Raw genomic sequence first — 12,318 nt, 5'->3', positions numbered from 1 at the left:
CGGGGACAGAGGCGGCGCTCACCGGCCGCCTGCCCGGCAGGGCCCGTGCCACTGCCGGAACACCTGAGGCGGCATCGGGTCGGCCGCGCCGAACAAACCCGAACGGCGCGCCCGCGCTTCGGCCTCGAGCGGCCGGTAGGGGCCGGCGCCGTGCCGGTAGCGATAGCTCCACGCATGGCCCTCGCGCACCATCCAGGCGTTGAGGTCCTGTGCACCCAGCCACACGCCCGCGACGCTGCGCCGGTATTTGTCGCGTCCGCGCAGTTCCAACCGCACCCGCCGGCCCAGCACCCGCTCGCGCAGCGCCTGCGTGGCTTCGGCCCCCCAGGGCTGACAGCTTTCGGGCGCATCGATGCCGTCCAGCCGCAGCTTGAGCGGCTTGGCCCCGGGGCTGGCACCGTCGGGCCGTGCCCACACCGTGTCGCCGTCGCTCACGCGCGTCACGGTGGCCTCCAGCGTGGTCGACTTGCGGGCCGCCACAGCGGGCATCACGACGACAACGACCAGCGCAGCGCAACACCAGGCGCCCGCGGCCCTGCCCCACCGCCACCACCCGCCGCTCACGAGCCTGCGGAGCCGACGGCCCACCAAACGAACAGCACGAACAGCGCCAGCCACAACAGCACGATCAGCACGGCGCCCCACAAGATGCGCGGCAGCTTGTCGCGCGAGCGCTCGGCTTCCTGCAGCCTCGCCTCCCACAGCGGCTTGGGGGTCAGGCGCACGGCCAGCGCCACGCCGAGCGGGATCAGCACCAGGTCGTCGAGCTGACCCAGCACCGGAATGAAATCGGGGATCAAATCGATCGGGCTGACCGCATAGGCCAGCACCGCCACCGCCACCAGCTTGGCGACGAGGGGGGTCTGCGGATGCTTGAACAGCTTCCACAGCGCGATCAGGTAGGTGGCCAGCCGGGCCCGGTCGGCGGCCCTCACCAGCTTCATCAGTTTGCTCATGCTCGTCGGCGTGTCGTGGTGGCGCGGGCCGGCGGCTGCCGGTCGGCCGGGTCGGCTCGATCGGCGGCCTTCTGCGCGTCTTTCAGGATACGGTCCAGGCGGTCGGCCAGTTTCTCGGTGCTCAGTTGCTCGCGGAAGCGCTCCACCATCAGCGGCAGCGACAGCGGGCTCGGATGCTGCAGCTCGACATCGACAACCCGCTTGGCCGCGAGGCCCGCCATCGTGGCGCGCAAGCGGCCGATGTCCAACTCCTGGCTCAGCACTTCCTTGTCGGCCTGGGTCAGCAACAGATTGGCGGCATCGTACTTGCGAAACACCTCGAAGAACAGCGAGCTCGACGCCTGCAACTGCTTCATGCTCTTCGGCGCCCCGGGGTAGCCGGTGAACACCAGCCCGGCGACACGCGCGATCTCGCGAAACCGGCGCTGTGCCAGCTCCGACGAGTTGAGGCTGTCGAGCACGTCCTCGAACAAGCGCTCGGCACTGAACACCGACTGGTCGAGCACCGGCGTGTGGTCGATCGGCAGCGCGCTCAACAACTCCAGCCCGTAGTCGTTGACCGACAGGCTGAAGGTGTTGGGCCGATCACGCGCGAGTCGCCAGGCCAGCAGACTGGCCAGCCCGATGTGCACATGCCGCCCGGCGAATGGGTAGAGATACAGATGGTGCCCCTCGCGCGAGCGATACCGCTCGACGAGCATCGTCGAGGGCGTCGGCAAACGCGACAGTTGCCGTTGTGTTTGCAGCATCGGCTCGGCCGCCTGCAGCTCGGGCTCGTCGTAGCGGCCTTCGTCGGCCGCTTGCAGCAGCTCCAGCACCATGTCGCCCATCTCGGTCGACAAGGGCATCTTGCTGCCGTTCCAGCGTGGCACCGCGCCGCTCTTGCGCTCGGCGCGCTTGACGTAGGCGACCAGGTCCTGCACGCGCACGAACTCGAGCAAGCGACCGCCGAACAGAAAACAATCGCCCTTCTTCAGGCGCGCGATGAAACCCTCTTCGATCGCGCCGATACGCCCGCCGCTCAGGTACTTCACCTGCATCGTCGCGTCCGCCACGATGGTGCCGATCTGGAGCTTGTGGCGCCGGCCGATACCACGGTCGGGCACACGGTAGACGCCGTCCACCTGCGCCACACGGTGGTACTCCGGGTAAGCCTGCAGGCTGTCGCCGCCGCGTTCGACGAAATTGAGTGCCCATTGCCACTCTTCCGGCGTCAAGGTCGCGTAGGCATACGTGCTGCGCACCTCGTCGTAGAGTTCCTCCGAGCGGAAACCACCCCCCAGCGCCACCGTCACCAGGTGCTGCACCAGGACATCCAGCGGCTTGTCGGGCGACTGGCGCTTCTCGATGCGGCCGGCCTGCGCGGCGCGTCGCGCGGCGGCGGCCTCGACCAGCTCGAGCGTGTGGGTCGGCACTAGCGTCACCCGGCTGGGGCGGCCCGGCGAGTGCCCGCTGCGCCCGGCGCGCTGCAGCAGCCGCGCGACGCCTTTCGGCGAGCCGATCTGCAGCACCCGCTCGACCGGTGCGAAGTCGACTCCGAGGTCGAGCGACGAGGTCGCGATCACGGCCTTCAAGCGGCCTTCCTTCAGGCCCAGTTCGACCCATTCGCGCACGTCCTTGTCCAGCGAACCGTGGTGCAAGGCCACGAGCCCCGCCCAATCGGGCCGCGCCTCGAGCAGCAGCTGGTACCAGATCTCGGCCTGCGAGCGGGTGTTGGTGAAGACCAGCGACGTCGACGATCGTTCGATCTCTTCGATCACCGGCTGCTGCATCTGGGCGCCTAGATGACCGGCCCACGAGAAGCGGCCGGGGTCGGCCGGGATCAGCGTGTCGATCTGCAGCGACTTGTCGATCCGGCCCTGCACCAGCAGCCCGTCCTGCGCGCCATGCAGCACCTGCATCGCACCTTGCAGGTTGCCGAGGGTCGCACTCAGGCCCCAGGTCGCCAGGCCGGGGTTCCAGCGGCGCATCCGCGCCAGTGCCAGCTGCACCTGCACACCCCGCTTGTTGCCGATCAGCTCGTGCCACTCGTCGACCACCACCGTGTGCACGCCGGCCAGTTCCTCGCGCCCCTGTTCGCGCGTGAGCATGAGGCTGAGCGATTCGGGTGTGGTGACGAGGGCCGTCGGCCAGCGCCGGTCCTGGCGCGCGCGCTCGGCACCCGGTGTGTCGCCGGTGCGCAGGCCGACGGTCCAGGTGGGTGCCAGCGCCTCGAGCGGCTGTTGCAGCGCCCGCACCGTGTCGGCCGCCAGCGCACGCATCGGCGTGATCCAGAGCACCTGCAGCGGCGGCGCCCCGCGTGCGGGCTGCGGCGAACCGGCGGCACGCAGCAAGGCACCCATCCAGACCGCGTAGGTCTTGCCGGCTCCGGTGGTGGCGTGCAGCATGCCGCTGCGCCCGGCCTGCAGTGCCGACCACACCTCATGCTGGAACGCGAAGGGCCGCCAGCCCCGCGCGTGGAACCAAGACTCGACGGCAAACAGCGACAAGTTCATCTGCGAATGAGCGTGGTGCCAGCCGACGGCCGGCACGAATCTTGAATCTTCCGCCGATTCAACCACAGGCGCGCCGACGCGACGCCGTCACGACAGGAGGAATCGGATGATCGGATCGACCTGCCGCACATTGCTGCGGTTCCTGGCCATCGCCTGCTTCATCGGCAGTGCCTTCGCTGCACCGGCGGCGCAGGCCGACGCCGCCAAGGCAGCCCTCGACCGCCTGCTGGCGGAGCATTGGGAATGGCAGATGCGCGAAGCGCCCGAGTGGGCCACGATGGTGGGCGACCACCGATACGACGACCGGCTCGCCGACCGCTCGCCCGCCGCGCTCGAGCGCCAGCTGGCCGAGACGCGCGCCTTCTTGAAGCGGCTCGAGGCGGAGGTGCAGCCGGCGCGGCTGAACGACGACGACCGGGTCACCTACGACGTCTTCGTGCACCACTTGCGCACCGGCGCCGAGGAGCTGAGCTTCCCCGCCACCGCCACGATGGTGCTGTCCAACAAGGCCGGCTTGCACCTCGACTTTCCACAGTTGGTGCAGATGATGCCGTTCCGCACCGAACGCGACTATCGTAACTATCTCGCCCGGCTGCGCGCCCTGCCCGGCGCCGTCGATCGCAACCTCGAGGCCATGCGGTTGGGGCTGCGCATCGGCTGGGTGACATTTCGCGCGTCGCTCGAGAAAGTGCCGCGCCAGATCGACACCCTGCTGGTGAAAGACGTCACGAGCAGCCCGCTCTACCAGCCCTTGCGACAACTGCCGCCCGAGCTCCCCGCCCCGGTGCGCGAGGCCCTGGCCGCCGAAGCCCGGCAAACGCTGGAACAAACGGTCGCGCCGGCCTTGCGCCGGCTGCGCGAGTTTGTCGTCAACGAATACCTGCCGCACAGCCCGGTGGACGGATCGATCAAGCGCTACCCCGGTGGCGAAGCCTATTACGCCTTCCGGGTGCGGCAGCAAACCACCACCGACCTGACACCGGCCCAGATCCATGCCACCGGCCAGGCCGAAGTGCAGCGGCTGCGGGCCGAGATGGAAGCGCTGATGCGCTCGACCGGGCACCGCGGCGACTTCGCGTCCTTCGTCAAGTGGCTCAATTCCGACCCGCGCTTCATGCTGCGCGATGCCAACGAATTGCTGATGCGCTACCGCGACATCGCCAAGCGGGTCGATGCCGAGCTGCCGCGTCAGTTCGCACAGCTGCCCCGGCTGCCGTACGGCATTCGCGCCATCCCGGCGCATGAAGGCCCGGAAACGCCCGAGTACTACACGCCAGGGGCCGCCGACGGCTCGCGCGCGGGTTGGTTCAACGCCAACGGCCTGGCCCTTAAACGCCGGCCCACCTGGGAGATGGAAGCGCTGTTCCTGCACGAGGCCGTGCCCGGGCATCACCTGCAAACCGCACGCGCGCTCGAGCTCGACAAGCTGCCGATGCTGCGCCGCTCCGGCTTTTATGTCGCTTACGGCGAGGGTTGGGCGCTGTACGCCGAGACCTTGGGCGGCGCGCTCGGGGTCTACACCGACCCCTATGCCCGCTTCGGGCAATTGCGCATGGAGATCTACCGCGCGGCACGCCTGGTGGTCGACACCGGCATCCATGTGTTCGGCTGGTCGCGTCAGCAAGCCATCGACTGGATGAGCGAGCGCACCGGCATGCGCCGCGAGGAGGTCGCAGCCGAGGTCGACCGTTACTTCGTCTGGCCTGCGCAGGCGCTGGGTTACAAGATTGGCCAATTGCATATTGCCGGGCTGCGCGACCGCATGCGGGCCGCGCTGGGGAGTTGTTTCGACATCCGGCGCTTCCACATGGCGGTGCTCGACCAAGGGGCCCTGCCGCTCGCCGTGCTGGATCAATGGATGGCGCGGTGGCTGGCGCAGGAACGCGAACTCACCAAAGCCTCTTGCCCCACCGGTTCGGGCACCGTGTCCACGGCCGAAAGGTAACGCCGGTCCACCTCATCAGCAAATGATGCAGGTGCTGCTGCAAATGATGCAGGCGCATGTTTATGGCAACGCTGCCCTTTGCAGCAGTTGTGTGTAACTGCATCTGCTGCAGCGCAGCACCGCGGTTCGACACCCCTGTCTAGTTCTACAGGCCTTCGCGTGTCACTGCGGGGAGGGTTGTCGACCACCCCGACCTCGTCCGACGAGGCCGGGCACAACCGACATGACGTGAGTTGCGCGTGTTGCGCCCTCTTACCGGCAGCACCAATCCCTCCCCATGCAGGGGCAGCACGCACGGCTGTGCGTTTCCGTGGTGCGTCGAGCCGCGGAAGGGCAGCACGCCTTCGTGCGTCGCAGCAATGGATTTCGTCCGAAATGACCTTCTACGGGCCTTCTCGGCCGCTTGTCGGTCTTTGTCCCCTCACATAGAACTGGCATAGGCCTTGCCTTGCGCGCCCATGCCCCTTCGGGCATTCCGGTCGCCGATGCGGCGCACCGGACAGACAACCTGCGGGCCATAAGCCCGTGATTCAGGAGAGCCTATGTTCAAGCGACACCCACTTGGGACCGCGCTGTGCGGTGCCATTGCGATGGGAGCCTTCGGTCTGGCCACACCTCCGACGGCACGAGCGCAGCAGCAGCCTGCAACCCCAACGCAGCAGCAGCCGCAACAGTTGCAGAAGGTCGAAATCACGGGCTCCGCGGTGCGGCGCATCCAGGGGGAGACGGCATTGCCGGTGCAGGTGATCAACCGGCAGGAGATCGAGAGAACGGGGGCGACGTCGACCGCGGAATTGATCCAGTCGCTGCCGTCGATGCAGACCTTCACAAACGAAGCGACCTCGGTGGGTGGCGGCGGCAACGGCTTCAGCGGGGCTTCGATCCACGGCCTGGGTGAAGACAAGACGCTGGTGCTCCTGAATGGCCGCCGGGTCGCGACCTTTGCCGGGCAAGAGCTGACCGGGGAACTGGCAGGCGTCGACCTGAACGTGATCCCGCTGGCGGCGATCGAGCGCATCGAAGTGCTCACCGACGGAGCGTCGGCGCTTTACGGCGCGGACGCGGTCGGCGGTGTGATCAACTTCATCACGAAGAAAGACAGCACCGAAGGCAACTTCATGTTCGGCGCTTCGCTGCCGAAGGACGGCGGTCGCGAGGGCCGCGTCGGCATTTCCAAGGGCATCGGCAACTACGACGAGGACGGCTACAACTTCCTGTTCGCCGCCAGTTACGACCAGCGCAACGCCCTGCGTTCGGTGGACCGCGATTTCGCCCGCACCGGCATCGTCAACTTCAGCCAGGGCGGGAAGCGCTACCGGTTGTTCAACGGCTCCGCGAGCAGCATTCCCGCGAACCTCGCGACCGACGACGGCCAGTTCTACAACCCTTACCTGCGCAACACCGGGTCGTGTGCGAAAAAATCGGTCGAGGTCGACGGCGCTTGCTATTACGACTATGTGCAAGACCTCGAGATCGTGCCGGAGCGCGAACGCGGTTCGGTCTTCCTCTCTGGAGCGAAGGCGCTGGGCAGCGACAAACGGCTGTATGCCGAAGCGCTGTTGAGCAACACCGTGTCGACGTCGCGCATCGCTCCGCCGCCAGGGGCGATCGTGATCGACCCCGGCGTGTTCCCCGAGGCTCCCGAAGGCGGCACGGCCTTCTACCGGGTCGCGGCCGTCGGCCCTCGCGCCACGGAGACCGTCAGCAAGGCGCGACATTTCGTGATCGGCTCCGACGGCACCCTCGGTCGCTTCGACTACGACATCTCGTACACCCGCTCGGTGAACAAATACCAGGAGAACATGAAAAGCGGCTGGATGTCGCAGACAGCGGCAGACGCGGCCCTCAACGCGGTCAACCCCTTCACCCCTCTCGACCAGCTGCCGCCCGGCGAGCTGGCCGTGCTTCGGGATGCACAGGTGACCGGTTTCTTCCTGGGCGGCGAGAGCACCCTGGACAACCTGCAGACCCGCGCCTCGACCGAAGTGGCCAAGCTGCCGGGGGGCGCCTTGTCGGTGGCAGCGGGCGTCAACTACCTGCGAGATCAGTTCGAACGCACGGGCAGCGACCTCGCACAAGGCATCGGTGACACGCGCTTTGGCGATACCTCGGCCCTCGTGCCCTACAGTGCCTCGCGGCATGCCTGGGGTGCCTTTGGCGAGGTGGTGGCGCCGGTGAGCAAGCAGGTCGAGTTGGGCGCCGGCTTGCGTCATGACCGCTATTCGGACATGGGCGGGGCCACAACGGCCAAGGGCACCATTCGATGGCAACCCGCCAGCGGCGTGTTGCTGCGCGCATCGCTCGGCACCGGCTTCAAGGCCGCGACCGTGGCGCAGCTGAACGCGAAGCGTCAGTACTTCGGTGTGACGGCGGGACGCTACAACTGCGGCGCCAATCCCGAGCTGTCGGCCATCGCCGCTTCACTGGGCGCCGAGTGCCGACCCGGCGCGCAGCAGCACGACCAGATCGCCGAAGGCAGCAAGGACCTGGAGCCGGAGAAGTCCAAGCAGTGGACCATCGGCTTCCGCCTCGAACCGACGTCGTCGTTCAGCTTCGGCGCCGACCTCTGGAACGTGAAGTTGCGCCATCAGATCGACCAGGTGGACGAAGACGTGGTGTTCGCCAACCCGAACGAGTGGCGCCATAAGTTCACCACCTTCTACGATCCGGGGGCGCGCACCACCTACCTCGCATTCCTGGCCAACAACGACAACCTCGGCGAACGCGAGGAGCGCGGGATCGACTTCGACGTGCAAGGCAGCGCCCGGCTGTCGTTCGGCAAGGTGACGTCGAAGCTCATCGCGACCTACATGCTGAAGGACAGCTACCAGTTGCTCGAAGGCGGCGAAAGCTACACCAGCCTCGGCCGCTATGGCGAGGACGGCGAAGTCATCTTCCGCTGGATCGGCCGCTGGATCAACACGCTGGAGATGGGTGACTTCAACCACACGCTCGCACTCAACTTCAAGTCGGGCTTCACGGACCAGACCTACACCGCCGACGACGGCGCGGTCGAAGAGATCGGCCCGTCGGGCGAAAGCCTGGGCTACGTCGACATGGTGCGCAAGGTCAAGCACTACATCACGCTCGACTGGCAGACCACCTGGGCGGTCAACAAGCAGTTCAAGGTCGTCGGCGGCATCCTGAACCTGCTGAACGAAGACCCGCCGCTGTCGATCAAGACCTCCGGCGGCGGTCACATGATCGGCTACGACGACCGCTATTACGACGCGCGCGGCCGCACCCTCTACCTCAACGCGTCCTATACGTTCTGAACCGCCGGCGTGCCCTGACCGCGGACAACCGCGGACAGGGCACACCCTCTCATTGGATTCCAAACATCGGGCATCGCACCCGTTCTTCGACTCGGCCGCCCGCCCCGCGGGCGGCCCCCTTTCTAGGAGCAACACCATCATGATCAACGACATCATCCAGTACTCTCGCGACTCCTGGGGCCTGCTGCCGCTGCTGGTCATCATCTTCATCATCGGCGTGAGCGTCATCATCGAACGCTATTTCTTCTTCGCCCGCAGCATCCGCTCGGGCCTGAGCCTCGAGTACGACCTGCGCCGCGTCGCCAAGGGCAACGTCGACGATGCCCACAAGGTAGCCCAGCACTACGACGCCACGGTGCAGGGCGAGCTGGTCAAAGCGGCCATCGAACACAAGGGCGCACCGGAAGCCGTGTTCGAGCGTGACGTCGAGGAAACCATCATGTTCCAGCTGCCCAAGCTGGACCGCAACCTGTGGCTGCTCGACACCTGCGTGACGCTGGGGCCCCTGCTCGGGCTGCTGGGCACCATCGTCCACCTGGTCGAGGCCTTCGCGGTGCTCGCCCAAAGCGGCGGCCAGAACGTCTCGTCCGTCACCGGCCCGATCGCGCACGCACTCGTCGCGACCGCGGTCGGCCTGGTGGTGGCCATCGTCTGCGTGGTGTTCCTGAACTACTTCAACAAACGCATCCGGCTGCTGATCAACCAGATGGATTTGATCAAGTCCATGCTGGTGACCCGCTTCTCGGTCATCTCCGTCTGACCGGTCGATTGGAGTCCAACATGGCACGCAATCACCGTTCCCATTACTTCGGCGGCGACGAGAAGCCCCGCATCGAAATCATCCCGATGATCGACGTGATGATGTTTCTGCTGGTCTTCTTCGTGCTGATCATGACCGAGATGATCCAGGGCGCCGGCATCAAGCTCGACCTGCCTCAGTCGTCCACCGCTCAGCACCTGGAGACGGTCAAGGTCACCGTCGGTGTCACCCAGGACGGCAAGCTGCTGCTCGAAGGCCGGCCGGTCGAAGAGGCCAACCTGACCGCCAAGCTGCAGGAACTGCTGCAGACGAAAAAGGTCGATGTGGTCATCGCCGGCGAGAAGACCACGCGCTACCAGGACATCGTCAAGGTCATGGACCTGTGCCGCGCAACCGGCATCGTGGCGATCGGTCTGGCCACGCAGACGAGTTAGTCATGGGTGCTACCCACAAGATCCACGGGGCACTCTGGGCCACCGAGGAAGACGAAACGGTGCGTCGGCTGCCGCTGCCGGTGGCCATCGGCGGTGCCGTCCTCGCCACCGCGGCGATCGGCGTGGGGCTGAGCATGGTGGACATGCACTCGGTGATGCAGGAGGCGCAACGGATCACGCGCGCCACCATCGTCCCCGAGGCGCCCCCACCACCTCCGCCACCGCCGCCGCCCCCACCGGAGCCGCCCCCGCCTCCCAAGCGCATCGTCAAGGAGGTGCCGACCCCGGCGCCGCCGGCCCCGACGCCCGCGCCCGCTCCACCGGCCATCGCCGCGGTCGAGAATGCCGCGCCCGAGGCACCGGCCATCGGCACCCTCGGTCACCAGGGTCCGGCGGAAGCGCCGGTGGTGAGCCAGCCGCCAGCGCCACCGGCCCCGGCCGCCCCTGCCGGCCCGCAAGACATGGCGCTCGCCTGTCCCAAGCAGGTCAAGCCGGAAATGCCGAGGCAGGCGGTGCGTGACGGCGTCAGCGGCAGCGTCAAGGCCCAGGTGCGCATCGAGAACGGCCGGGTCGTGGACGTGACCATCCTGGCCGCGAGCCCGCCCCGGGTGTTCAACGCGGCGGTGATCTCGGCCTTGAAGCAGTACGAGTGCGTCAGCGATGGCACCGCGGTGCAGGAGTTCGCCTTCAAGCTGGAGTGAAACAGGGAGGCTAAGCCACCTTTTCCCGGGCCTGCCGTTGCGGCCGGCCCGGGCACTTCAGCGCGGGCCGATAACGTCGGGACCTTTCTGGTAGTGCCCTGTCTCAGAAATACGTGGCATTTCGACGGGCCGAAACGGGGATGAGCGCAAGGCGCGAAGCCGGGCAGATACCGGGTGGTATCTGCCCGGCTTCGCAACGCGGCGATCGCCCCGTTTCGGCCCGCCCCGCAGGGGTTCGGCCAGATGGCGCCCTCGCAGGCTTGCCGGTCGGGGTCGATACCGCCCGGTATCGACCCCGACCGGCGCACCCGCGATCATCACCATCTGACCGAATCGAAATGCCACGTATTTCTGAGACAGGACACTAAGGCACATGCAACGGAGTTTGGCGCGCCCCCGTCAGCCGCCTAAGCTTGTGCCTTCGCATGCGCCGAGGGCTCGCGCCCTGACCGACGTGTGCCTCAAGGGGGGTCTCATGCTGAACTCTGCACGGAGCGCGCTGCAGCGCGCCTTCATGGTGACGGTGCGCGCGGTCTCGGCGCTGACCGTGTTCGCGGTGCTGTGCACCGGCGGTGCCGCACCGCAAGCGCAAAGCCTCGGGTCATCGGGGCCCCATGTCGGCGCCGGCGGCTCGAACCCGCTGCTGTCGCCCCCGCACGGCGGGCCGACTCGCATCATGATCGTCGGCGACTCCATCTCACACGGCAAAACCGGCGACTACACCTGGCGCTACCGGTTGCACGAGCATCTGCGCAGCCAGGCCGCGAGGTTCGAGTTCGTCGGCCCCTACACCGGACCTCACAACCCCGACAACCCCGACCCCGGGCAGCCGGGCCTGTACAGGGTCGGTGGCTGGCACGACCACCACAACAGCACCTGGGGCCGCCCGCTGGGCTTCGAAAAGGGCACGATCGAAGCCTACGTGAGGCAATACCGGCCTGACCTGCTCGTGGTGCACCTCGGAACCAACGACTTCGTCTGGTTCTGGCACGAAGACCAAAGCGTGGAGGGCAACACGGCGATCGTGGCCGGCTACATGCGCGAGTTGATCGACAACGCGCGCCGCGCCAAGCCCGATGTTCAGTTTCTGCTGGCCCAGATCGGCGAGGCCTCGTCGTTGGACCCGCGCGGGCAACCCGGGCCCTACAACCAGCGCCTGACGCGGTTGCGCGAGCAGCTGACGCAGCCTCACTCCAAGGTCGAACTGGCGGACGTGGCCGGACGATGGGACTGGCATACCGACACCTACGATGGCACCCATCCCAACGCCCGCGGCGAATACGTCATCATGCAGGCAGTCGCCAGCACCCTTTGGTCCCAGTGGCACTACGGCGGCCCGTTCCCGGACATCCCACCCGGCGTCAACGTGCCACCCGCGCCTGAGGGTGTCGCGGTCACCCCCCGGCACACCCGCCGCGGCTCGCCCTTCACGGTCAGCTGGGCGCGGGTCGACAACCCGGGGATCTGGACCGAATACAAGGTACAGGTGCGGTATCACCGCGCTTATGGCTACGGCCTGGTGTGGGAGTCACCGCGCACCACACCGCAGCTGTCGATGGCCTACAGCGGGCCGGCACTGCCGATCAACGGCGTCTACCACGTGGTGGTGGTGGCCAAGGACATGTACGGCCTCGAGTCCACCAGTGATCCGGTGCCCCTGACGATCGACGACAAGGCGCCGTAGTTCGCCTTGACGCTATCGGCAGGTCATTGAATACCCCGCCACATGCCGCAGGGCAGCACGGTCCTGTC

At 67.2% G+C, this 12,318-nt stretch carries 9 protein-coding genes; 6 read left to right on the top strand and 3 right to left on the bottom strand.

Annotation, left to right across the window (positions count from 1 at the left end; genetic code table 11):
* Positions 1–18: 18 nt before the first annotated feature.
* From AAW51_RS06335 to AAW51_RS06325, 3 genes are all read right to left on the bottom strand, one after another.
* Positions 19–489: a thermonuclease family protein gene (locus AAW51_RS06335; RefSeq protein ID WP_047193930.1), complete on the bottom strand. Its 471-nt coding sequence runs from the start codon at positions 487–489 to the stop codon at positions 19–21.
* Positions 490–560: 71 nt separating this feature from the next.
* Positions 561–956, bottom strand: coding sequence for a YkvA family protein (locus AAW51_RS06330; RefSeq protein WP_047193929.1), 396 nt, complete (start codon positions 954–956; stop codon positions 561–563).
* Positions 953–3,451, bottom strand: a complete 2,499-nt coding sequence (locus AAW51_RS06325) for a ligase-associated DNA damage response DEXH box helicase (protein ID WP_047197486.1) — start codon at positions 3,449–3,451, stop codon at positions 953–955. Before AAW51_RS06325 ends, AAW51_RS06330 begins: the two co-directional genes overlap by 4 nt.
* 106 nt (positions 3,452–3,557) lie before the next feature.
* On the opposite strand from AAW51_RS06325, the gene AAW51_RS06320 reads away from it, so the two are divergent.
* The 6 genes from AAW51_RS06320 to AAW51_RS06295 all read left to right on the top strand — a co-directional run bounded on the left by AAW51_RS06320 (position 3,558) and on the right by AAW51_RS06295 (position 12,250).
* Positions 3,558–5,396, top strand: a complete 1,839-nt coding sequence (locus AAW51_RS06320; protein WP_083438119.1) for a DUF885 domain-containing protein — start codon at positions 3,558–3,560, stop codon at positions 5,394–5,396.
* A 542-nt stretch (positions 5,397–5,938) separates the two neighbouring features.
* Positions 5,939–8,671: a TonB-dependent receptor plug domain-containing protein gene (locus AAW51_RS06315; RefSeq protein WP_053013379.1), complete on the top strand. Its 2,733-nt coding sequence runs from the start codon at positions 5,939–5,941 to the stop codon at positions 8,669–8,671.
* A 139-nt stretch (positions 8,672–8,810) separates the two neighbouring features.
* Positions 8,811–9,431: a MotA/TolQ/ExbB proton channel family protein gene (locus AAW51_RS06310; protein ID WP_047193928.1), complete on the top strand. Its 621-nt coding sequence runs from the start codon at positions 8,811–8,813 to the stop codon at positions 9,429–9,431.
* Between the two features lie 20 nt (positions 9,432–9,451).
* Positions 9,452–9,865: an ExbD/TolR family protein gene (locus AAW51_RS06305; RefSeq protein ID WP_047193927.1), complete on the top strand. Its 414-nt coding sequence runs from the start codon at positions 9,452–9,454 to the stop codon at positions 9,863–9,865.
* A 2-nt stretch (positions 9,866–9,867) separates the two neighbouring features.
* Positions 9,868–10,566 carry an energy transducer TonB gene (locus AAW51_RS30640; protein ID WP_053013378.1) on the top strand — a complete coding sequence of 233 codons (699 nt, stop codon included), beginning with the start codon at positions 9,868–9,870 and terminating at the stop codon, positions 10,564–10,566.
* 475 nt (positions 10,567–11,041) lie between these two features.
* Positions 11,042–12,250, top strand: coding sequence for a GDSL-type esterase/lipase family protein (locus AAW51_RS06295; protein WP_047193926.1), 1,209 nt, complete (start codon positions 11,042–11,044; stop codon positions 12,248–12,250).
* The last annotated feature ends 68 nt before the right edge of the window (positions 12,251–12,318 follow it).

The sequence above is a fragment of the Caldimonas brevitalea genome, from assembly GCF_001017435.1.
In the GTDB taxonomy this organism is placed as follows: domain Bacteria; phylum Pseudomonadota; class Gammaproteobacteria; order Burkholderiales; family Burkholderiaceae_C; genus Caldimonas; species Caldimonas brevitalea.
Note: the sequence above shows the minus strand (reverse complement) of the source record. Positions and strands in the feature narration are given on the sequence as shown.